The organism is Paenibacillus sp. JT22N1 (assembly GCF_059692155.1).
This window is the reverse complement of the sequence record NZ_JCAUAW010000023.1, coordinates 35645-56821: the sequence shown is the minus strand read 5'-3', so window position 1 is coordinate 56821 and position 21177 is coordinate 35645. Positions and strand designations below refer to the sequence as shown.

The following is a 21177-nucleotide window of genomic DNA, read 5'->3' as shown; positions in this document are numbered from 1 at the left end:
AACAATGTAAAGTAGATTACTGAAACCGATTCGGCCGGCATGTTAATCTGCAAGAATCAGGGAGCCTGCCATGGACAATGGGTTATCAATTAACCGCATCTTTTTCCTGGCGGGAGAAAATTCTCTAATTAAAAAATAAGAATGCAAACGTGAAAGGAGAATATGGATGAAGATACTCGTTTTAGGAGGAACAGCGTTTTTCGGTCGCCGGTTAGTCCATTTATTACTCGGGGATGGCCACGATGTGACCATTGCAACAAGAGGTCAGACACCAGATGATTTTGACGACGCCGTGACCCGAATAAAGGTGGACCGGACGAATCAAGATGCCATGATGGAAGCGTTCGGCAATTGTTATTATGATGTCGTCTACGATCAAATCTGCTTTAATCCTCAAGATGCCAAAATTGCCCTGGAAGTGTTTGGAAACCGCGTTAAGCGGTATGTATTAACCTCAAGTATGGCGGTTTATAACAGTAAAGATACCGAAATTACCGAAGACGATTTCATGCCGGAACTATACAGCTATGATTTAGACGCTCAGAAATATGATTATGCCGAAGGAAAACGCCAAGCCGAAGCCTATTTCTTCCGGAATGCGACATTTCCCGTCGTTGCGGTTCGCGTAGCCATGGTCGTATCGGGAACCGACGATTATACAGGCCGTTTTGATTACTATGTGAGGCATGTTGCTGAACATAAATCTATCGGCGTGTTGGAAGCCGAGCATCCTATTACTTATGTGACAGCGTGGGATGCGGCCGAATTTCTTAATTTTATCGGAGCCAAATCCGATTTTGTCGGACCAATCAATGCGGCGAATACCGGTTACTTAAGCATCCAAGAACTCTGTTATGAGATAGGGGAATGCTTGAATACGACCCCGCTGTTTCATGTAGGCGGACATGAAGAACAAACTTTATCCCCCTACGCCATGTTTCCTTATACTTGGAAGATATTGAATGCCAGAGCAGCATCTTTAGGATTTGAATTTCCGCCAATTCAAAAATCGATTTCGCTTATGGTCCAGGACAGTGTTTTTAAATGGGAAAGAAGCTTAAAAGATGAATTTGATGCACTCCAGGCACAAAACCGTAATATGTCGCCAGATGCCGCGGCGACATTTGCCAGATTGATTCAGGACCTTCGAGATCAAGGTGCAGGCAAAGGACTGAATATCGGAGATAAGGCTCCCGATTTTACCCTAGAAGATGCTACGGGCAAACCCGTCACATTATCTGAAGAACTAGCCAAGGGCCCCGTCATTATCGTGTTCTATCGGGGTGAATGGTGTCCGTACTGCAATTTGCAATTGAAGGCCTATGAGCGCATCATGAATGAGATTAAAGCTGCCGGTGCTCAATTGATTGCCATTAGCCCGCAAACACCGGATCATTCGCTTTCCATGAAAGAAAAACATGAACTGAGCTTCTTCGTCCTTAGCGATACGAACAACAAAACTGCGGAAAACTACAATCTTAAATACAAGCTGCCTGACTTTATGCAAGCCATTCAGAAAAGATCTGGTATTGAGCTACATCAATATAACGGTGACCATACTTTTGAGCTTCCTGTCACAGCCACATATATTATCGATAAAAAATGAACCGTCATAGCAGGTGCTTCAGATTTAAACCATAGAACGCGGATGGAACCATCCGAAGCCTTAAAAATAGTCCGTTCGTTGCAATAATGTTATTGCAACGAACGCCAATGACTTTGCCAACATTATTTTGGAGGAGCGATATATCTGATGAACAAGCTCTGGTATTTATCGCAAATAAGTATTTTTGAAGAAATGTCACGAGAAGAAATTAGAGAGATCGATCAGCTAGATACCATCCATCATTTCAATTGGATCACAAAAAACACATTGGTCCAAACCCCGGAGTCCACGCGCGAGGGACTCTATTTCATCAAGGAGGGCAAGCTTAGACTCTATAAACTGAACGACAGCGGAAAACAGTTCACGCTTGGCATTCTCACAAGAGGAAATATATTCGGAGAGTTAAATTCATTCTCGTTCGGAACCAAGGGGGTTTATATTGAAACGATGGAATCGTCGCTTCTTTGCACCATGTCCGAGCCTCAGTTCGAACGGCTGATGATCAATCGGCCTCAGCTCGCGCTCAAATTTCTTAAAGCACTCAGTGACCGGTTAAAGGAGCGGGAGGAGCAATTGGAACAGCTTGCGCTTCATGATCTTAGAAAACGCGTGCTCCATCTCCTTTCCACACTGAGCGCCAAATTCGGCGTCATTCAAGACGGATATGCCCTGATCGATCTGCCTCTTTCCCATCAAGAGATTGCCAATATGCTCTGTGCTAGCCGCGAAGCGGTCAGTGGCGTGATGAGCGAGCTTGCCAAGGAGGGTGTCGTTAAGACATCACGCCTGTCTGTTCAACTTGCTGTTACAATACTTGAAGAAAATATTCCTCGAAACTCTACACATTGATATGCAAAGATCACCGGAGTTCCGGTGGTCTTTGCTGGATCATCGATATGGGACCGGACGGAGGCAGCAAGGGTCGACAGGTGGTGTTCGAGGGCACGCCTTCGCAGATCATCCATGCGGAGCAGTCGATCACGGGAAGGTACTTGGCATAATGCATCCAATCACTTTGATAAAAGGTAAAACTCAACCAGGTCTGCCGGCAGAATCTGGCAGCTTTTCGCTTAATTAACGGATTCTATTTGAAGATTGCGAACGTTCGTTTTAGAATGTAATGAAATTAATTTAAGCGATATTGTTCGGCTTCTCAAGTATTGTTTCTGCATTACCTTGCTCAATACATTCAAGATAGTGATATCCATCCAACGTTACTTGTAAGAAAGAATCTAATCCAGAAATTAGCTCTTTCATTTCCTTCACGCCTATCAATTGGAAATGGTTTTCATCAAGCACCAGAAAGCTCAATGGCTATATACATACCTTCGGGTTAAGTGCTTATGAATTGCGTTATAAATCAATTCACGTTCTTTTGGAGCATGCTCAGATGAATCAGCCACACTATATACAAACTGTTTTGCTCCAAAAAAAGCCCTACATTCATTGAATCCTGTTGTTTGTAGAATAAATTAACGGAAACGGGATCTCTCAACAGAAAATAAAAAACGTCACAGAATTCAAGGTAACTACGCCCTTCTCATCGTTACGAAAATCAGAGACGGATGCTTTTACCTCGATGATAATGATCCTTCCCGACTCATCGTACCCGATGACATCGCACCTTCTCCCATTCGGTAACTCCACTTCATTTGCTACAATGTGGCCCAGGTTATATAGCCACTTCAAAGCCCGGTCTTGGAGTTCTCCGTGTGTTTTAAGTTCAAGGACGGACAATGCATTCCGAGTTTCTACAGCATCAATGAAGGTTCGAGGGGATGACTTCTGTAACTTCCGGATTTCTTGTTATATTCCATCCTGCTCCACTCTAATTTCTCACATCTTTTCTTCAATATCTAAAAATGACTTTCTCAAGTCTTTGGCTAGTTAGGTTCTCACACGTTAGATGTTCTTGCGTAGCTTTTGCCATCTTACGGTAGGGGTTAGCCTGACGAAGGGTCGCTATAAGACCGAATTGTTTCATTAAACGGCGGATCTTTTTATTGTTCATAACAATCCCATTATGGCGTTCAAGCCACATTTTAATTACCAGCGCACCGGCTTTGCCGTTTACTGCTTAAAGTGTGCTTGGAAGCTGTACCTCACGTTCGTCCGCAGCCTCTCTGATCTGACGCTCTGCCTCGATGTTGCACCAACGGTAATAGCCGCTTACACTCACCTTAACACCAGCATTCCTCCTGCCAGTGGCTTGTTTACCTCGCATTTCTTCAAGCAGCCCTTCCTCACCTCGAGCGGTGAATACCTGACGCCAACGCAACAGACACTTCTTTGGTTTGTCATGTCCAATGGCATCTAGATGAAAGCCTGACTCCAAGAAGATCTCCATCGGCGGTTGACCAGTGAGATACGCCCGTACTGTAGCGACTTTAAAAGCCACACAAATGACCCGCAAGAGGGGCACTTTTTTCAAAGTGTCCATCTTACGGATCACAGTTCAAAGGATGATCAGAAGCCTTGCCCCGTTTGTAACTATTTACTAAACAACCTAGCTGCATTATAATCCATTCGTTTGCGGGTGGTATCAGCTGTGCTACTACTACCCTTTATTCCAATTTTTCCTTACCTGCGTGATTACGAACAAAATCGGGATATATCCATAAATAAAATAAAGTCCGATGTCTGAATAAAACTCGGCCATCCATCGAAATATGCTACGGTCCTTCAGAAAACACTCTAATATCAGAAATCCGACCAGAAAAGTAAGCAAGCTCGCACGCGGTTTGATCTGAAAAACGTTTTTCATTCCACGGCATGCCGCCCATAAGCTTAAAGATATGCCTGATAAATTTTTTAGCAACCACAATGAAATCGCTAGATATTCTACTCTCTGGAACACAGGTCCCTCAATAATCTTGAGCATATTAAGCGTTGGCCAAGAGATTTCGCGCAGCTGCCCTTCACTGAAATACATAAACGTTATGATTATTATCATCAAATACAATAATGTAACAAAAAATACCATCAAATGTGCCCATTTTTGAGATTTTACCGGTGATTTAATGAATGGGTAAAAGAGTAGAAGAGCTTCAAATCCCAGGAATTGATATAGCATGCTTTTAGAAGAGAGCAATATGTCGGTTATTGAATGGTTAAAAAGAGGCATCAAGTTTTCCGGATGTGTATACGGAAAAACTAACATATTCTCTGGAATAATAAAAATGAGTGCCATTAGGAATCCCAAAAAACTTAGTCCGGTAACGGACCGAAACCCGCCTGATACGGTATAGTATATAAACGACACCAAAAGGGTGCTTATGGGTAAAATTTTCATTGATGGAAACACCCAGACTTGAATAACTTCAATATTGGCTTTGAATTCAATATAAGCTCCGAAAAAAAAATAAAGAACGATTGCAAAATTGATTATGTTCCCTGCAATTTTCCCGAAACATGTATTGTTGATTGCAGTTACATCTAGACCTTCTTTATTAGAACTGAAAATTTTATAAATCATCCATAAGATTAAATGAATGCTAATCCCCACTAAAACAACAGAAATATAAGCATTATATCCGGCATGTTCAGCCACTTCACGTTGGAAATTCAGAACTCCGACCCCGACCATACTCACATACATTAGAGGAACAATTAAGAAGGGAGATATTAAGTATTTTTCGTCAACAGCATTTTTCATTTACGAAACACCTCCCTAAACTGTACTTCCAGACATCGTTCAAGCATTACCAGTATTAGCAATTTTAACCTGAACACTTACTGTTATTTTTATTACTTGATAAATTTTTTCAAAATCTTGGGCACTCCAATTCTTAGACCGACTTCTTACTAAGGCGCCCAAGCCGACTGGATCAACCTTATTTTCTTTCAATAGTGAAAGGAATTTTTCAATTTCTTTTTTAAAATAAGAACCCATCGTTTTTTCAAGCTGTGTAAGCTGCTCTTCTGATCTCAAATCCACCCAATCCGGGACATTCTGAAGTTCCGTCACCAATTTCAACCGAATTGAAATAGAAGGGATTGGATTAACATTGTTCACAATATAGTTTGCCTTTGAATGCATGCTTCTCAATAAAATAAAATCTTCATCACCCTGTTTGTTTGATGCCTTTCCTGCAACTGGAACCTTGTAGTTTCCATTCTTCGAATTCTGAATAAGCATTTTTAATAAGAAAGCGTCCTTCATGCTAATTTCGGTTATCTTTTTATCACTTCTAAATAAAGCCAGACCATCGATTTTTACTTCTCCGTTATCTATTTTAAAATACGGTAAAAACATGTCTCGTCCTTCACCATAATAATTAAACAAGGATACATGAAGGTTCATCAACGGTAAATTTCCGTTTCTCATGTTTTGCTCAATCATATCCGATAAAAAAAACGGTTCATTGTTTGTTTTGATGATTTCCAACAGTTCCGAAGCGTCCCGATCCACGACTCCAAGCTGAAGCCGTGATGGAATTTTAGGATCGCGGAGAAAATGATGGATTACAGTCCCAGTCCCTTTTTCTGCACGCGTTTTTCCGAATAACACCATCCTTAGCTGTGCCCTTTCAAGGGGATCATTTGTCCGCGTATTTAGTAGTGGCAGAGCGCCAATATTAGAGTTGGATTCCGTATGTAAAAGTTCTAGTTCTGTTTTTCCCTTTTCTTTAAAGTGAGAAATTAGAACAGCGCTTTTTATGCCATTCGCAACGGTATCAAAGGTAATTACATGGGCAAGACAAATCTGATTCACAATTTTTTGATCGGCACAAGCCGATAAAACTGCACACAAAATGATAACCAGAAAAATTTTCCTCCTATGCATAATGGCCCGCTTTCCATAATTTATTCTTCATCTAAGTCATTTTTCTGTTTAACTGGTTTAGGCGAATACTTAACTGAAGATTTTGTTCTTAAATGTTGAGGTCTTTTATTCAGAATTTGAAAAGATGAACGTATAAAACTGTCTTTAAAAGACATAATCCTAAAAGGAAAAATCGGAACAGCGTAAGGAGAGCCTAATGATTTTATACGAATAATATGGATGAACAGAAAACCCACCCCGATAAATATGCCAATTTCCCCCCATATCGCTGACAGAATGATGAAAGGAAAGCGTAAAAATCGTATCGTATTTGACATCTTATATATCGGTGTCGTAAATGAGGCTAAAGCCGATAGCGCGACAAGAATTAGTAAAATATTACTTGTTAAAGCTGCTGCGACCGCAGCTTGACCGATAACAATTCCTCCGACAATACCTAAGGTTTGTCCAATTTTTGTTGGTAATCTGGCCCCTGCTTCCCGAAGAAATTCAATGGTTATTTCTAAAAAAAGCACTTCAAAGAAGGGAGGAAATGGAACGTTTTGTCTGGAAAAAATAAGGGGACTAAGCAAATCTTTTGGAATGACTTCATAATGATATGTGGTTATCGCAACATACATTGACGTAGTAAACAGCGAAAAAATGACACCAAAGATTCGAATCACTCGAAAAAAAGAACCTAATATCCATGGCAAATAATAATCTTCCGCAGAAATAAAAAAATCAAACAATGTAGAGGGTCCCGTAATAATATAAGGTGATCCGTCGCTAATGACCGCGACTTGCCCGCTAATAAGTGAATACACCACTCGGTCTCTGCGTTCCGTGGATACAAACAATGGAAATGGCGTCAAAGAATTGTCTGACATCATTTGGTCCAGTAAGGACGAATCAAACACGAAATCGTAATCAATATCAGTAAGCCTTTGTTCAACAGTTTGAATATACTGTTCATTTGTCACCCCATCGATATAAATTATTGCGACTTTTGTTTTTGAAGTTGTACCAACGATGATTTCTTTTATAATCAAGTTTGGGATATTGATTTGTGTTCTTAGCAAACCGATGTTTGTATCTAGGTCCTCTACGAAACCGACTTTAGGGCCGACGACGCTAAACTCGTTTTCTGTATCATTGTTTTCTCGCAATCCATGATTGTCGGCTAAATTAACCAATGCACACTTTTGATCGTTTTCATGAAGTTGAACGATCGCATAACCTTTCAGCAGTTTGAATTGAATATTTGTTAAATCGTCGGTAATCTCTATATCATTAATGGGAAGCCAGGCCTTAATATCCTCAATTTCCTTGATTTCGGAATCCAATGAGCGATTTTGCAACACAAGAATCAAATGTTGCTGCATCCACTTCGCATCGATTAAGGTACTATAATAGAAAATACTCACTTCTTGTTTACCAAGTAAAATCACTGTTTTCTTAAAGTCACTCGATTGTCCGGATAATTTTAATAATTGATCGAGGTTTTTAAATTCTGTATTCATTGCGAATAAATCCTTTCTAGATAAAGTATCCAAATATTCTTTATAGGGCCATGCTATTTTGTGGAAAAAACTCTTTTTTTATACATATGGGTGGAATCACAAAAAATTTCGACTGATCAAGGTCGGCGAGCATTGATCTGTACGTCGTTCAGTCAGGCCGTTGGATGGGTACTGGCGGTGGCTACGGGAAAAAGCGTAGCAATAAGTCGTAGAAGTCGGTCAAATTTTCGTTCTTTGCTTTCTGTTGACCATGTCGCCAGTTTGCTTTGCATTTCACTGATTATCAAAGGTCTTCACCTCACTATGGTCAGTTAATGAGCCAAGCAAACCACTTAAATTGTCTCCCTTCGCCGTATGACCGGCTTTCCCGCCCTCGGACTACTACGGAGACTCCGTCATTCTACATGTACAACTTTTCAAACTTGCGGCTCCACATTAATCGATACCTTCTGGTCCACTCTTCCACTTCGGAAATCGCCACCGGATTTAGTCGATAGATGCGCTGCTTCGCCTGCTTCTCCATCGTGACGACGTTCGCCTCGAGCAGCACCTTGAGATGCTGCGACACCGCAGGAGCGCTGATCTGAAAATGTCCGTAAATTTCCAAAGCGTGAGTTGCCAATAGCTCGATGATCCGGCGCCGTCGTGCAGCCCTTGACAGCGAAAAACCATGTGACGTATTGTTTTAATCGCTCCTGTTCCCTAATTAAATTAAAACTAAGTTTCACTTGCACACTAAGATCAATTCAAGTATGTAATTTACTTCACATAACTTTTTTTTTGTAGTGGTTATAATAAATTTATGTCCCGTGGACACAGGAACATGGAAGATTGAAAATCGAAAAATATGGTAAGGAGATGTATCATGGAAACCTTGGAGAAAGATTTATTCACTGCACTACGCGAACGGCGCTCCATTTATGGAATTAGCAAAGAATCACCAATTTCGGATCAAAGTATCCAAGAAATAATCGAGGAAACTGTTAAACATACACCATCGGCGTTTAACAATCAAACTACCCGCGTTGTTCTGCTCTTGGGTGAACAACATAACAAGTTATGGGATATTACGACCGAAATTCTCAAAGCAGACATTCCTGCCGAACAATTTTCTTCTACTCAGGAAAAAATGAACGGATTTCGGAACGGATACGGTACAGTGCTTTTCTTTGAAGATCAGTCAATTATTGATAGTTTTATGAAACAATATCCATCTTATCAAGAACACTTCCCGATTTGGTCACAGCATACAAATGGAATGCACCAATTGGTGATCTGGATGGCGCTGGAGGCTGAAGGGCTGGGTGTAAACCTACAGCATTACAATCCATTGATTGATGAACGGGTAAAAGCAGAATGGAAGTTGCCGGAAAGCTGGAAACTGATTGCCCAAATGCCGTTCGGTAAACCGTCTGCCGCAGCAGGTGAAAAGAAATTTAATCCGGTACAAGAACGTATAAAAGTTTTTAAATAAACTTAACCTTGAGGCTGTCTCAATGACAGTCTCTTTCTTTAATAACATGATATCCCATTTTATATAAATAAGGATATCCGCGCTAGCTCGGCCAATTCCCGAAAATAGACATGATGAAGCTGTGAACGTCAATTCGTCAATAAGCGTTATATTGAGTGTACTGATATTCTTCACTATATAGTTCGAAGTAAATAGTGCAGAGTCATTGTTCGTTCGGGACTCCAGATTCTGAGATAGTTGTAGCCTGAAGACTTTTGGAACTGACCTTGAAATTTTCCCTTTTCCCTAGGCGAACCCGAATCGTTCGCTGTGATTACTGATAACAAAGTCATCTCGGGTGAGAGCTTCAACAAAGAAACCCAAAAACCCCTTTTAAAGAATTCGATGGGCTGCAAAACAAAAAAAAGTGAAGGTGAAAAATATGTTGAAATATAAGGCATGGACATTTCTGATCGGGGCTAATCTGTTTTGGGCCGGTAATATCATTTTTGGAAAATTGATTGTAGCTGAATTACCTGCTGAATGGACAGTCTTTCTAAGGTGGGTCGTCGGACTGATTCTTCTTATTCCCATTGCCCAATTTATTGAGAAGCCTTCATGGAATCAAATATGGAGGAATAACTGGGTGTTGATCATTTTGCTAGCTACTTTATCCATTGTGCTCTACACTTATCTCTCGTATGCTTCATTGCAGTTCACATCTGCGACGAACAGCGCTCTATTTACTACCCTTGCGCCTGGCTTGATTATGCTCTTTTCGTTGATTTTCCTGAGAGAAAAAGTAAGTGCCTTTCAGTTCATTGGATTAATCACCTCGTTTATTGGTGTTCTGATTGTGTTGACGAAAGGCAACCTGCTGCAGTTGTTTCATACTCAGTTTAACGAGGGCGATGCGATCATGCTATTGGCCGTCTTATGTTGGACTGCTTATTCATTGCTTCTAAAAAAAGCAAAAGGTATTCCGCCTGTGACATTGGTTGCGATGATTGCGCTGGTCGGTGCTATTCTGATGATTCCTTTTTTATTTTTCCAGCCGATTCACTCCGACAAAATCACTTCTTTGGGGATCGTAGGGGTTATATACATGGGGGTGTTCCCGTCAGTCGGTTCGTTTATCTTTTGGAATCAAGGAGTTAAGATACTAGGTGCGAGCAAGGCCGGCATAACGATGAATCTGATTCCTGTCTTTACAGCAATTATTTCAGTTATCTTGGGGCATGCTTTGGAGATGTCGCAGATGCTCGGGGGACTCATGACGATTGCCGGTATGTTATTGATTGCAATAAAACGGAAACAGGTATCACAGATTAGCGCTCCCGTAGCTCAACAGCTAGGCCTAAAGGAAACAATTTAAAATCCGTGACCATCTTCAATTCCGGTTTGCAACAGTCTGGCTCTATCTGCCCTATTACCGTAACTTTGAACACTTTGTTTGGCCGTTGATCCAAACCTTAATCAGGTTTTCTAATGAAAGCCGTAACTTAATTGAAGGTTTGCATTCTAAGACTTGGTACATGCATTGCAGTATATTGGAGTTGAAATTTATCGGCGAATAATCATGTCGCCATTTAAACAAATTTAGGAGTGGAAAAATGGAAAAATTACTTGTTATCAATGCGCATGCCAATGTTGATGCCCCTGATTCAGTTAGTCTTGAAGTCGGCAAATATTTTATTGAGAACTACCGCAAGATGAATCCGAACGAATTGATTGAGCAAATTGATCTTTATGGTGAAGAAATTCCGGAAATAAACAGCACCGTTCTGAGCGCTTGGGAGAAATTTGAATCGGGTGGAGAGTTGACGAACGAAGAGAACCGCGTTACCAGCAAAATGAACGAAATTTTGCACCAATTCAAGAGCGCGAAAAAATACGTGATCATCATGCCGCTTCACAACTTCAATATTCCCTCCCGGCTTAAGGATTACATGGATAACATCATGATTGCCCGCGAAACCTTCAAATATACAAAAAATGGAAACGGAGTAGGTTTACTAACTGACGGACGTAGTCTACTCGTGATTCAAGGAAGTGGCGCTATCTACACGAATAACGATTGGTATACAGATAACGAATTCTCACACAAGTACCTCATATCTATGTTTAACTTCCTCGGCATAGAGGATTACCAAATTATCCGAGCTCAAGGTACAAGCAAGCTTGACAAAGCGGACGTGTTGGATAAAGCAAAAAATGAGGCTCAAGAAGCGGCAGCGCGTCTGGCAAAGAAAGTAACTGTCTAGCCGTGTCTAATGCCATTTGTGACCATCGCTATAGTCGAAGATAATCGAGTAGGAGGGAGAGATTAACTCCCGACCTCTCACACCACCGTATATACCGTTCGGTATACGGCGGTTCACGAAATATTCCGTAAGAATTTGTATCTATCTGATAAATTCTTCAATCCATTGGTTTTCCAGTATTGGTTATCCAGTGATTTGTGAAGAATTGGACTACAAGCTACACGCCAATATCCCTTTCGGGTATTTCCCGATTCGAAGGCTTTATCTTTAGGAACTCCTAAAGATAGAAGCCTTTTTACTTTGGTTTTAGGTTTCTTCCATTGTTTCCAGAGACACATTCGCAGACGTCTCCGTATCCACTCGTCTAGTCCTTGAAAGATGGATGGTGTATCCGCTAAAGCAAAGTAACCACACCATCCAGTCAGGTATTGATTCAGTTCTTTAATTCGTTGCTCCAACGAAAGTGGTCTTTTCCGCGAGGTAATCTCCCTAAATTTCGTTTTCACTTTCTGCGAAGCAATTCGAATCTTAGGGTCATTGTTCCATGTAAAGCTGCAACGTTTTTTGGTCGTCGGTTGGTATGGTCTTAGAAAACGCGTTCTCCATCTCCTTTCCACACTGAGCGACAAATTCGGCGTCATTTAAAACGGATATGCCCTGATCGACCTGCCTCTTTCCCATCAAGAGATTGCCAATATGCTCGGTGCTAACCGCGAAGCGATCAGTGGCGTGATAAGCGAGCTTGCCAAGGAAGGCGTCGTTAAGACATAACGCCTGTCTGTTCAACTTGCTGTTACAATACTTGAAGAAAATATTCCTCGAAACTCTACACAATGATATGCAAAGACCACCGGATTTCCGGTGGTCTTTGCTTTTACTTTAAGGAAATATGTTAAACGCGAACCGGAGCGGCAGCCAGTCGTACAGGAAGCGGCGGCTGAATGCCGGAAGCAGCTCCGGCGGTACCCCGAGCAACGGTGTCTCGAAGAAGAAGACCAGCACGAAGAGCAGCATGCCCGCGACGCCCAGCCAGCTGACGACGGTCGTCTGGACCAGGAAGAACACGAAACAGACGAACAATAAGTACCAGCCGATGGCCTCGTAGTCCGGAATATGCAGGCCGAACATTTGGCCGGCGATCCAGAGAATACTGAGCGCAGCCATGCCCATCAGGATTTAGGATACGCGGATGCCGAAGCGATGCAGGCGGAACCCGTTTGCGGTCGCCCTGTTCGCCGTTACGAAGAGCATCATCGTCGAGACCATCGCGGCGAACCAGGCGAGCTGCGTCAGCACGACGGGTGCGTTGCCGTTCGAGCTGTTCGGACCGACGGTATTCACGCTGCGGCTCAAAACCATAATCGGCTCGGCGAGTGCGTTCGTCTGCAAGGGCGTTAGTGTACCACCTGGCCCAGCTTGCGCTAGCAGCCGTTCGCGAAGCTGCGCGTTCGTGCCGCTGAGCATTTGGGTCACGATGCCGCTCGCCATCGTCGCGCCGTTGTAATTCATGCCCTGGTTAACGTACAGTACGGCGGAGGTGGACTGCGGATCGGGCGAGAGCAGGCTCGCCACCTTCTTCGAGAAGTCCGCAGGAATGACGAGCGCGGCGGAGGCCTCTTGGCGGTTCATCGCCTCAATGGCCGCTTCCTCCGAAGAAACGACACGCCAGACCAGCGCCCGCCATTCTCCTCCCGGCGGCACGGCATTCAGCAGGCACTCCGACAGGTCGCGGCCGAAATTCGCGTCGGTTCCGGTAATATTTGCCATTTTATGTCCACATTCGCAAGTAAACGGAGCCCCAAGCATCTTATCGCTTAATAAACAAGGAATGCTATTATCGCAATTTGGACAGGCATCAACCAGTTTTATTTGGTGAATCGGACAGTATTTTAGACGTGCAAGATATGGAACAAATTAGGTGTTCATTCTTCACCTCTGTTCATGCCTGCCCTGTATACTGCCCAAGCCATCATCTCCTTCGTGTATCTTCTTCTCTCACACTTAGCCAAGGGTGAAATCCTGCGAATTCATGAGACTGAGTGAGAAAACTGAATCATTTCGAGGAAGCGTGATTAAATCCGAGCTTATCACCTTCATTAACTACATAATTGACAACAAAACGATCAAGGGTTAGTGTGCTCCGTGGATCAATAAAAACGCATCAACAGTTTTAAACTGCCCCCGTCAAGTAGACAGTAGAAAAAATAAAATGCGGTTAAACGGCCTTTGTCCTGAATTCCATGGGATTGAGGCCGTTTCGTTTTGCCTGTAATCGCTCGTTATTGTTAAAACTCAGCATGATTCAAGTATGCACTGATTTTTTGCGAATGAACCGAGATCTGCATTCGACCGGTTTCAAGGATGCCTTTTTGGGACAAGTCCTTCAAAATCGTGGTCACCGATTCGCGCGTTACGCCGATCATATTGGCAATTTCTTGGTGGGTCAAAGGAAAATCGATTTTGACGAAGCCGTCGTTTTCCGTGCCGAACTGCTCGGATAATTTAAGCAGCAAATGCAGCACGCGATCTTCGATATTACCGATGGCCAGCTTTTCAAGTAGCTCCTCTTTCTCCTTCAGCTGATTGCTTAAAACCTTCAGAAATCGCATGGCCAGCTCCGGTCTTTTCAGGAGGAACTTTTCGAAATGCTCGCGCAGAACGGAGCAGATCAAAGTCTCTTCGATCGTTTCGATGTACATGTCGTGCGTTCCGAACGATAAGGAGTCGATTTCGCCGAACATATTGCCGCTCCCCAGGATCGCAGCCGTAAACTGCTTGCCTTCTGCGTTCACTTTGTACATCCGGAGCTTGCCTGTTTTTACGAAAAACAAGCCGTCGCGATGATGTTCAGGAGTTTGGATAAGCGTGCCTTTGGGAACTGCATTAAAATGGGAAATCGGAGCCATCATATCGATTTCCTTAAAATCCTCCGGAGAGAGAGAGTCAAAAATGCTGATTCTCGATATATACCAAAGCTTATCCATGCGGTTTCAATGCCTCCTTCAATTTCTGGCGGTCAAACGAATGAAATACGTGCGTACCGGCTACGATGAACGGCGTCGCGATACCGCCGAGACGAAGCATTTCGGCGAAAGCCTTCTTGTCGGTTCCGACACTCTTGTATTGGTAAGGAATTCCTTCCTGTTGAAAGAACTTTATGGCTTCGGCGCATGCGGCGCAATGATCGGCTCCATACAATACGACATTCTTCATTTCCATCTCCCCCCTTGCTCCCGCTGAGGTCATAAGAACCGGCCAGTCACGGCCGGGCTACTGAATAAGCCGATTGATTTGTTTGAAAAAAACAGGGGATAATTTCCTTCCGAATACCCGCTGATATTGCAAAATTCCTTTACCGCCTGCCAATATCATGATCGCAAGCGGTTCGATTTCCGCTGCAGAGTCGATGCCGCCTTCTTCCTGAATCGCTTTAAGAATTTGGATCAGGATAAAAAGTTCCTTTTCGCTCACTTCTTTTACTTTGTGCTGCAGCGCCACAGGCAGCGATTCGAAATCCGCTTGCAGGGAAGATAGAGGACATATATCCTGCATTCCGAAGCAAGACAACCGATCGGAAAAATAATGCTCCAGCCTCTCTTCGGGCGGTAATGAAGCGATACGAAGCAACAGCTGTTCCAAGCGCTCCATCATTCGCTCTCAGGATTGCGGCTCCTAAGTCCTCCTTTTTTTCGAAATGGTAATGAATGCTCGCTTTGGTCACGCCAAGCGGCTTCGATAAATCGTCGTAGCTCATGTCAACAAAGCCTTTTTCTTGAATCAGCTTGAACGCCAACGAAATGATTTGATTTTTTCTGCTCTCCATGACTGTATTCTAACTATTTAGTTGGTAAGGAGCACATTTTAAACAACTCCTGCGGTATGATGGCCGAAACGGGAGAGAGTCAAGCGAAAGCGAAAACGGGCTGATCAAGGTGTCTTGACCAGCCCATCTTCCTGTTGTCAAACGGTGTTTACGCCGCTTCGAAATTAAAGGGTGATGATTTGGTAATCGTCCGCAATCAATTTCGTTATGCTGAGGTGTCCTTCAACTTCGGCGAAAGTCGGGAGGCCGGCGGATTTGGCATCCTCGGTCACGCCGAAAACGTTCGCGCAGAAATTGCAAACTCCGGCGATGAGGCCCTGCCCTTTAGCGGCTTTGTAAAGGGGATTGAACATGTGGGATGGATCCTCCAGCGTTTTGACCCAGGTCGTACCTTGGCCGTCGAAATAAATTTTGACATCGAAATTAGCCTCGTGCAGCTCTTGGCCATACAGCAGGGCATGAGACACTCTTCCCCCTTCATTCTCCGTGGCGTGTACGATAATAGCTACTTTTTTCATGATGAACACTCCTTGTTTTTGTGATTTGTATTTCATGTGTTTATCATAACCGGAATGAGACGAATCCTTCTGCGAAATATTTCACATTACGGATGTGATTTTTCGGGTTGTGCCTTATGTATAGATATGGGTTTCCCGCAGTAAAATAACATGGCTCATCATTCTAGCCCTGGAGTCGGTATATGAAGCTGAACACGCATACTCGTCAAGACAATACCACAGCTCGTTTGATCTATGACAAGGTTGCCAATTACAAGGGTTTCATTCGCTATGATTATCCGCTTGAGTAAAACCACTACTTTGTAATCTCAGATAAGATTGTTCCTAAATAATACTGTCCGATAGTTGAGCAGGCTCCCGGAAATGCCGGCAGCCTGCTCTTCATGATACTATCGTTACCTATTAGTTCAGTCCATGGTTGTCGTCAATTATCCAATGAACAAGCCAAGCACCATGAGGATCATCCGGACTGGATCATCTAATGGAAGCGAGACCGGCTCCGTCGTGCAAAGTAGGGCCATTTACCATTTCCCGTTCGAAAAATCCCTTCTGGCCGACGACGACGAGCAGTGCTCCGACTCGGAAACAGCGCCACGAGCTGGGGGGCGAAATCGACATCGTGATTAAAAAGTCATCGCATGCTTTTCTGCATCCGATATACCCTTGCGAATAATTTCATCTGCTCGCTCTCGGTCAAAATCATGTCCTTCCACATATAATACTTCTAGATTATGAATACCTATGATGTTAAGCACTTGTTTTAAATACGGGTGACTATGATCCAATTTCGTTAAAGGTCCTTGCGAATAAATACCGCCGCTAACTTGAATATGAATGGCTTTTTTATCCATTAAATGTCCGACAGGACCATTTTCGGTGTAATGAAATGTTTTTCCGGCCACCACAATGGAATCGATAAATTCTTTTAATCGTGGTGGAATACTCCAGTTCCACATAGGAGATACAAATACGTATTTATCAGCGCTCGTTACTCGATCTATAAATTGATTTAAAGCATTGATTTTTTGCTGCTCGACTTGACTCAACTCTGAAAATGGCATTCCCCCTCGACGCATTTTCTCCCAACTGTTAAGGATATCGCGATCTACGATTGGAAATTCCTCTTCATATAAATTTATTTCCTGAATCTCATCATTTGCATGAGTTTCGCAATAAGCTTTAAGAAAAGCTTGTCCTACTCGATGACCAACTGAGTTTTCAATTGATTTTGGATTAGCAGTAATGTATAGAACTTGTGCCATGTTAAATCAAACGCTCCCTTTTCTTAAATTGATGAAATCCCAAATAAATGGCATTTTCTTTCTTTTAGTGTTGTTATATTTTGCAGCCAATCTTAAAGCAGCTTCTTTATTGTGTCAGGTCTTTTTGTCGCCATGGGTAGAATTGGGATGACTCCATTGTTATTCTTGACAACATAAGAACGCCCTCACGCACGGGATAAATACGAAAAGCTAACAGGGGGCGCATTGAGATCTCAGCCGTCAGAATTGGCGAAGATATTATAATGACCGTCACTGACGACGGCTCAGGCATTTTTTGTGAGCGGCCGTTACATTCTTGTACTAAAATGGTTTTTCACAATCCCCCAAAGAATCCTACCCGTTAGCACCATAAAAAAGGAGTTGCCGCACCCGCAGCAACCCCATTCTTAAACTTGAGCACCTGTTAGCGAAACATGTCCCCTGATGCCGAGAAATATCATCTTAAGTTTATCGCCACTCAACAATCTCATCGAGATGTTGTCTTGTTTGTGGACGTTTGGGATCCTTTTGACGATATCCGAAAGCGACCATACAGGCTACACCGAAATCGTCGCCGTTAATGATACCCTCATTTTGTAAAATAGCGGTCAACTGCTTTTTATCAAAACCTTCGATCGGACAGGAATCAATACCGATTTGAGCCGCGGCTGTCATCATGTTTCCCAATGCTATATAGGTTTGTCTGATTGACCATTCAAAAATGAGACGGTCATTATCTTCGAGTTCTGTTTCGACGAAGAATTTGTAGAAATCGTACCAATCTTGCACAACTTCTTCAGGCATATGATGAATGTCTTTCCACATTTTGTTCACGTGAACCGAGTCAGGCCGTAAGCCTTCTTCTCTTCTGGCCAATATAACTACAAAATGGCTGGCAGTGGGCAGTTGTCCCGTGGCACCGCCAGATACAGGTTTCAATTTTTCGCGAAGAGCTGCATTCTGGATCACGACAAACTTCCACGGCTCGAAGCCAAATGAACTTGGAGACAGTCTTCCTGTCTCCAAAATAAAGTGAAAATCTTCATCCGAAATCTTTTTGTTGGCATCAAATGCCTTGCTAGCATGCCGAAAACGATAAGCTTTCAAAATTTCTTCCTTGGTCATTGTCATGTTATATTCTCCTTCTTAACTAACATTTAATATAGATGCATAGCTGCCCCATGTACAACAGCCGCCTGCGTCTGCCTCATTAATCTGCTTCAGCCGCTCGCTCCGCCCACGGATATCCAATACTAAGCATCGCTTCTTCAGACTTGTTTTTACCATAATCGATTATTCTGCTCACAAATGTATGATGCAAAAATCGTTACAGTTTTTTTAGCTCTCGCAGAATTTCCTCCGGGCTTTGACGCTGCATGAAATTCGGATTGACATAGGAGAAGCGAACAATGGCACTTTCATCAATCATGAAAGTAGCCGGAACCGGCAAAACCCATTTCGAGGTTTGTTGTACTCCGCAAGATCGACTCCGATACCTTCCATGAGTTCCCTTACTCCTGCCGAACATCGAAGAGCAGATTGTACTTGGCCGTTACCAAGCCGTTCGGATCGCTAAGGACTTAAAATTCCAATCCTTCCTTTTCCTGAAGGGATAACGAATGATCCGGCTTTTGCGGGCTAATCGCTATAAGCTGCGCTCCTATCGCCTGGATTTCCGGCAATACCTGCTGGTAAGCCTGTAATTGCATATTGCAATAAGGACACCATCCGCCACGATAGAAGACCAGCACAACCGGCCCTTTCGCGATCTCTTCAAATAAAACTACATCCCGGCCTAGTGCGTTTGTTAATTTAAAGTCCATCGTCTTCTCGCCTGGTTGCTTCCCGGAAGCGATCCCCGATTTCTGAAGTTCCTCAATCATTTGACCGATCTTGATCTGCGCTTCAATCGGTGCATTGGCCTTAAACTGCTGTGTGGCCGCTTCCAGTTATTCGGTTAAATTTTACTCATCGTTCTGAAACCTCCAATATCGAATGTAGCTTAATTATAATTCTAAAAAAATCGGAGTTCTGTAATGTAGTTTACAGTTCTCCATTTTATTTTTGAAATTGTGTAAAACGGCAGAACAATGTAATGTAGATGACAGATGCCGATGGTTGGCATGTTTATCTGTAAACTAAACCGCCAAGTACCATTGAGTTATCAGTCAATTTTATTTTGTCCTGGATGGCAGGAGAAAATCGCTCAATTAAGATTATGAAGCTATGTGGTAAACTCGCCCGAATTTTAGTTGGTATGGCACGTACCGGTCAGGCGTACATCCCTCATAAAACACTGCCTCTTCAGCAAGCTGCTTAAACAACCATTGCGTTGCACGTAGATTGGCTTATTCGCAGGATTTCAAAAAGAAAGCACGGAGTACCGGATACATTGAACCAAAGGGCACTGACCCATAACGATAGCAAGACCGGCCTTCACCCCTTGGACAGGCGTAACGAATGAGAGGGCAATGACCCGTTGAGACATGGGAGTGAAAACTCCAAGGAAGGCGTGGAGAATGCGTGCAGTATCTGGAAATGTCTGGGGCGACAACCTCCCCCTCTATTTCAGTACGCCCTCATGTCGCCAACGTTTTTAAACGGATCGAACTTCCTGACTCCCCCCCCCTATAAAAGGGGCGGAATCCTGCGAATAAGCGAGCATTCGTGAGAAAATTAAATTGTACCGAGGGACTTCAACAAACTTCGTACGTGCTTTTCATTAAAGGTTACCCAAATGTTCTCCGTTAGAGTAAAACAGGCTGCCTATTTGGCAGCCTGCTCATGATATTCCATATGTCTCCCAGATATTGCAATCAGGAGCGCGCGAGCCAATCCGCCAAACGGGTCGGCGCAATACGCGCTTTGCTGTCGTCCGCAGGAACGAGCGCGCTATCGTCCACTTGCCCGCCGAAGTAGCCTGCCTCGTTGTCCGTGACGACCTCGCGATTATCCCCAACCGCCTTCAAGGATTGGCGGACGAACTCGTCCATCCCGATCTTCTCGGGTCCGGCCAGGTCGACAATGCCGTTCACGGGCTCCGCCAGCGCGTATTCGGCCAAAGCCGCGCTCACATCCGCGGCCGCAATCGGCTGCATGGCGGCGGACGGCAAACGGACGGTTTGACCTTCCGTCGCCGTATAGGCGATGGTGCCGGCAAATTCGAAGAACTGCGTCGCTCTGACGATCGTGTAAGGAATCGTGGAAGCTTGGATCAGCTTCTCTTGGGAGACCTTGGCGTTGAAATAAGCATTTCCGGGCGAACGGTCCGTGCCGACGATCGATAGGGCGATATAGTGCTGCACGCCCGCGTTCGCCGCCTCGGCCAGCAGATTCTTGGTCGACGTTTCGAAGAACGTCAGCACCGCTTGCTCTTCGAACGAAGGCGAGTTGGTGACGTCGACGACGGCTTGCGCGCCGGCCAGCGCCGCAGCCAGCCCTTCGCCCGTTACCGAGTTGACGCCCAGGGACGGGGAAGCCACCACCGCTTCATGCCCGAGATTGTTCAGGTTCTGTACGAGTCCTTTGCCGATAAGTCCGCTGCCGCCGATCACTACAATTTTCATGAGTTTCCTCCTGGATTTTAGCCCGTATCTGCTGGGCGATTAGGTTTAACATGGTGTATGGGTGTTTTTTTCTGACTCTCAGGCCTGCTCGATAGCCGCCTTCAATCGATCTTTCGGTTGCACCCCGACTATTTGGTTCACGACTTGCCCGTCTTTGAATATTAACAGGGTGGGGATACTCATGACGTTGTACTTGGCCGCGGATTCCGGATTATCGTCTACGTTGATTTTTACGATTTTGGCTTTATCGCCGATCTCGGCGGACAGTTCGTCCAGTACCGGAGCGATCATTTTACAAGTTCCGCACCAAGGCGCCCAGAAATCGACGAGCACAGTGCCAGCTGCGGTCTCATTTTGGAAAGTAGCATCTGTTATCGGTTGAACTGACATGGCATAT

At 43.9% G+C, this 21177-nt stretch carries 25 protein-coding genes and 2 pseudogenes; 6 read left to right on the top strand and 21 right to left on the bottom strand.

What is annotated here, in order from left to right; all coding sequences use genetic code 11:
* The first annotated feature begins 166 nt into the window (after positions 1-166).
* The 3 genes from AC58UU_RS32405 to AC58UU_RS32395 all read left to right on the top strand — a co-directional run bounded on the left by AC58UU_RS32405 (position 167) and on the right by AC58UU_RS32395 (position 2684).
* Positions 167-1606 carry a redoxin domain-containing protein gene (locus AC58UU_RS32405; RefSeq protein ID WP_497321667.1) on the top strand — a complete coding sequence of 480 codons (1440 nt, stop codon included), beginning with the start codon at positions 167-169 and terminating at the stop codon, positions 1604-1606.
* Between the two features lie 147 nt (positions 1607-1753).
* Positions 1754-2455, top strand: coding sequence for a Crp/Fnr family transcriptional regulator (locus AC58UU_RS32400; RefSeq protein WP_497321666.1), 702 nt, complete (start codon positions 1754-1756; stop codon positions 2453-2455).
* Position 2456: 1 nt separating this feature from the next.
* Positions 2457-2684 carry a hypothetical protein gene (locus AC58UU_RS32395; protein WP_497321724.1) on the top strand — a complete coding sequence of 76 codons (228 nt, stop codon included), beginning with the start codon at positions 2457-2459 and terminating at the stop codon, positions 2682-2684.
* Positions 2685-2737: 53 nt separating this feature from the next.
* On the opposite strand, the gene AC58UU_RS32390 is transcribed toward AC58UU_RS32395, so the two are convergent.
* From AC58UU_RS32390 to AC58UU_RS32355, 8 genes and pseudogenes are all read right to left on the bottom strand, one after another.
* Positions 2738-2863, bottom strand: a complete 126-nt coding sequence (locus tag AC58UU_RS32390) for a hypothetical protein (protein ID WP_497321665.1) — start codon at positions 2861-2863, stop codon at positions 2738-2740.
* Between the two features lie 234 nt (positions 2864-3097).
* Entirely contained in the window at positions 3098-3295 is a 198-nt protein-coding gene (locus AC58UU_RS32385; protein WP_497321664.1) for an MmcB family DNA repair protein, read from the bottom strand.
* A gap of 160 nt (positions 3296-3455) precedes the next feature.
* Positions 3456-3662 (bottom strand): annotated as a pseudogene (locus AC58UU_RS32380) (IS3 family transposase); the annotation flags it as partial.
* A 21-nt stretch (positions 3663-3683) separates the two neighbouring features.
* Complete coding sequence (locus AC58UU_RS32375) at positions 3684-4046, bottom strand: hypothetical protein (RefSeq protein ID WP_497321663.1); 363 nt, start codon at positions 4044-4046, stop codon at positions 3684-3686.
* A 117-nt stretch (positions 4047-4163) separates the two neighbouring features.
* A complete protein-coding gene (locus tag AC58UU_RS32370) occupies positions 4164-5261 on the bottom strand; it encodes a GerAB/ArcD/ProY family transporter (protein ID WP_497321662.1) in 1098 nt (365 codons plus the stop codon).
* 39 nt (positions 5262-5300) lie between these two features.
* Positions 5301-6392 carry a Ger(x)C family spore germination protein gene (locus AC58UU_RS32365; protein WP_497321661.1) on the bottom strand — a complete coding sequence of 364 codons (1092 nt, stop codon included), beginning with the start codon at positions 6390-6392 and terminating at the stop codon, positions 5301-5303.
* 20 nt (positions 6393-6412) lie between these two features.
* Positions 6413-7894: a spore germination protein gene (locus AC58UU_RS32360; protein WP_497321660.1), complete on the bottom strand. Its 1482-nt coding sequence runs from the start codon at positions 7892-7894 to the stop codon at positions 6413-6415.
* Between the two features lie 400 nt (positions 7895-8294).
* Positions 8295-8525, bottom strand: coding sequence for an ArsR/SmtB family transcription factor (locus tag AC58UU_RS32355; protein ID WP_497321716.1), 231 nt, complete (start codon positions 8523-8525; stop codon positions 8295-8297).
* 243 nt (positions 8526-8768) lie between these two features.
* Between AC58UU_RS32355 and AC58UU_RS32350 the strand changes: the two genes are divergently transcribed.
* The 3 genes from AC58UU_RS32350 (at position 8769) to AC58UU_RS32340 (ending at position 11611) form a co-directional block, all read left to right on the top strand.
* Positions 8769-9368: a nitroreductase family protein gene (locus AC58UU_RS32350; protein ID WP_497321715.1), complete on the top strand. Its 600-nt coding sequence runs from the start codon at positions 8769-8771 to the stop codon at positions 9366-9368.
* A 421-nt stretch (positions 9369-9789) separates the two neighbouring features.
* The gene (locus AC58UU_RS32345) at positions 9790-10722 is read left to right on the top strand and encodes a DMT family transporter (protein ID WP_497321659.1); all 933 of its coding nucleotides are present in this window, start codon (positions 9790-9792) and stop codon (positions 10720-10722) included.
* 238 nt (positions 10723-10960) lie between these two features.
* The gene (locus AC58UU_RS32340) at positions 10961-11611 is read left to right on the top strand and encodes an FMN-dependent NADH-azoreductase (RefSeq protein ID WP_497321658.1); all 651 of its coding nucleotides are present in this window, start codon (positions 10961-10963) and stop codon (positions 11609-11611) included.
* Between the two features lie 113 nt (positions 11612-11724).
* Here the strand turns inward: AC58UU_RS32340 and AC58UU_RS32335 are convergent.
* The 13 genes and pseudogenes from AC58UU_RS32335 to trxA form a co-directional block, all read right to left on the bottom strand.
* Positions 11725-12231: pseudogene (locus AC58UU_RS32335) on the bottom strand (group II intron maturase-specific domain-containing protein); the annotation flags it as partial.
* Complete coding sequence (locus AC58UU_RS32330; RefSeq protein ID WP_497321723.1) at positions 12146-12445, bottom strand: hypothetical protein; 300 nt, start codon at positions 12443-12445, stop codon at positions 12146-12148. The gene AC58UU_RS32330 and the pseudogene AC58UU_RS32335, both read right to left, overlap by 86 nt.
* A 45-nt stretch (positions 12446-12490) precedes the next feature.
* A complete protein-coding gene (locus tag AC58UU_RS32325; RefSeq protein ID WP_171643134.1) occupies positions 12491-12781 on the bottom strand; it encodes a hypothetical protein in 291 nt (96 codons plus the stop codon).
* Positions 12782-12787: 6 nt separating this feature from the next.
* On the bottom strand, positions 12788-13378 hold the full coding sequence (locus AC58UU_RS32320) for a YhgE/Pip domain-containing protein (RefSeq protein WP_497321657.1): 591 nt from the start codon (positions 13376-13378) through the stop codon (positions 12788-12790).
* Positions 13379-13896: 518 nt separating this feature from the next.
* Entirely contained in the window at positions 13897-14595 is a 699-nt protein-coding gene (locus AC58UU_RS32315) for a Crp/Fnr family transcriptional regulator (RefSeq protein ID WP_497321656.1), read from the bottom strand.
* Positions 14588-14824 carry a glutaredoxin family protein gene (locus AC58UU_RS32310; protein WP_497321655.1) on the bottom strand — a complete coding sequence of 79 codons (237 nt, stop codon included), beginning with the start codon at positions 14822-14824 and terminating at the stop codon, positions 14588-14590. Before AC58UU_RS32310 ends, AC58UU_RS32315 begins: the two co-directional genes overlap by 8 nt.
* Positions 14825-14881: 57 nt before the next feature.
* Positions 14882-15262 (bottom strand): hypothetical protein, encoded by a 381-nt coding sequence (locus tag AC58UU_RS32305; protein ID WP_497321722.1) that lies wholly within the window; start codon positions 15260-15262, stop codon positions 14882-14884.
* Between the two features lie 336 nt (positions 15263-15598).
* The gene (locus AC58UU_RS32300) at positions 15599-15988 is read right to left on the bottom strand and encodes a DsrE family protein (RefSeq protein ID WP_497321654.1); all 390 of its coding nucleotides are present in this window, start codon (positions 15986-15988) and stop codon (positions 15599-15601) included.
* Positions 15989-16575: 587 nt separating this feature from the next.
* Positions 16576-17214, bottom strand: a complete 639-nt coding sequence (locus AC58UU_RS32295; protein WP_171646011.1) for an FMN-dependent NADH-azoreductase — start codon at positions 17212-17214, stop codon at positions 16576-16578.
* 468 nt (positions 17215-17682) lie between these two features.
* Positions 17683-18345, bottom strand: a complete 663-nt coding sequence (locus AC58UU_RS32290) for an NAD(P)H-dependent oxidoreductase (RefSeq protein WP_171646010.1) — start codon at positions 18343-18345, stop codon at positions 17683-17685.
* A 449-nt stretch (positions 18346-18794) separates the two neighbouring features.
* Positions 18795-19097, bottom strand: coding sequence for a peroxiredoxin-like family protein (locus AC58UU_RS32285; protein WP_497321653.1), 303 nt, complete (start codon positions 19095-19097; stop codon positions 18795-18797).
* 933 nt (positions 19098-20030) lie between these two features.
* Positions 20031-20780, bottom strand: coding sequence for an SDR family oxidoreductase (locus tag AC58UU_RS32280; protein ID WP_497321652.1), 750 nt, complete (start codon positions 20778-20780; stop codon positions 20031-20033).
* Between the two features lie 78 nt (positions 20781-20858).
* Positions 20859-21170, bottom strand: coding sequence for a thioredoxin (gene trxA, locus AC58UU_RS32275; RefSeq protein WP_497321651.1), 312 nt, complete (start codon positions 21168-21170; stop codon positions 20859-20861).
* Between the last annotated feature and the right edge of the window lie 7 nt (positions 21171-21177).

Excerpts from the sequence above, each read along its gene's own strand:
- AC58UU_RS32295 (WP_171646011.1), bottom strand. The coding sequence starts at position 17,214 with ATGGCACAAGTTCTATACATTACTGCTAATCCAAAATCAATTGAAAAC.
- AC58UU_RS32315 (WP_497321656.1), bottom strand. The coding sequence starts at position 14,595 with ATGGATAAGCTTTGGTATATATCGAGAATCAGCATTTTTGACTCTCTC.
- AC58UU_RS32370 (WP_497321662.1), bottom strand. The coding sequence starts at position 5,261 with ATGAAAAATGCTGTTGACGAAAAATACTTAATATCTCCCTTCTTAATT.
- AC58UU_RS32345 (WP_497321659.1), top strand. The coding sequence starts at position 9,790 with ATGTTGAAATATAAGGCATGGACATTTCTGATCGGGGCTAATCTGTTT.
- AC58UU_RS32395 (WP_497321724.1), top strand. The coding sequence starts at position 2,457 with ATGCAAAGATCACCGGAGTTCCGGTGGTCTTTGCTGGATCATCGATAT.
- AC58UU_RS32305 (WP_497321722.1), bottom strand. The coding sequence starts at position 15,262 with ATGATGGAGCGCTTGGAACAGCTGTTGCTTCGTATCGCTTCATTACCG.
- AC58UU_RS32400 (WP_497321666.1), top strand. The coding sequence starts at position 1,754 with ATGAACAAGCTCTGGTATTTATCGCAAATAAGTATTTTTGAAGAAATG.
- AC58UU_RS32320 (WP_497321657.1), bottom strand. The coding sequence starts at position 13,378 with ATGGCAAATATTACCGGAACCGACGCGAATTTCGGCCGCGACCTGTCG.
- trxA (WP_497321651.1), bottom strand. The coding sequence starts at position 21,170 with ATGTCAGTTCAACCGATAACAGATGCTACTTTCCAAAATGAGACCGCA.
- AC58UU_RS32405 (WP_497321667.1), top strand. The coding sequence starts at position 167 with ATGAAGATACTCGTTTTAGGAGGAACAGCGTTTTTCGGTCGCCGGTTA.
- AC58UU_RS32290 (WP_171646010.1), bottom strand. The coding sequence starts at position 18,345 with ATGACAATGACCAAGGAAGAAATTTTGAAAGCTTATCGTTTTCGGCAT.
- AC58UU_RS32285 (WP_497321653.1), bottom strand. The coding sequence starts at position 19,097 with ATGATTGAGGAACTTCAGAAATCGGGGATCGCTTCCGGGAAGCAACCA.
- AC58UU_RS32390 (WP_497321665.1), bottom strand. The coding sequence starts at position 2,863 with ATGAAAGAGCTAATTTCTGGATTAGATTCTTTCTTACAAGTAACGTTG.
- AC58UU_RS32340 (WP_497321658.1), top strand. The coding sequence starts at position 10,961 with ATGGAAAAATTACTTGTTATCAATGCGCATGCCAATGTTGATGCCCCT.
- AC58UU_RS32310 (WP_497321655.1), bottom strand. The coding sequence starts at position 14,824 with ATGAAGAATGTCGTATTGTATGGAGCCGATCATTGCGCCGCATGCGCC.
- AC58UU_RS32375 (WP_497321663.1), bottom strand. The coding sequence starts at position 4,046 with ATGGACACTTTGAAAAAAGTGCCCCTCTTGCGGGTCATTTGTGTGGCT.
- AC58UU_RS32325 (WP_171643134.1), bottom strand. The coding sequence starts at position 12,781 with ATGGGCATGGCTGCGCTCAGTATTCTCTGGATCGCCGGCCAAATGTTC.
- AC58UU_RS32280 (WP_497321652.1), bottom strand. The coding sequence starts at position 20,780 with ATGAAAATTGTAGTGATCGGCGGCAGCGGACTTATCGGCAAAGGACTC.
- AC58UU_RS32300 (WP_497321654.1), bottom strand. The coding sequence starts at position 15,988 with ATGAAATACAAATCACAAAAACAAGGAGTGTTCATCATGAAAAAAGTA.
- AC58UU_RS32365 (WP_497321661.1), bottom strand. The coding sequence starts at position 6,392 with ATGCATAGGAGGAAAATTTTTCTGGTTATCATTTTGTGTGCAGTTTTA.
- AC58UU_RS32360 (WP_497321660.1), bottom strand. The coding sequence starts at position 7,894 with ATGAATACAGAATTTAAAAACCTCGATCAATTATTAAAATTATCCGGA.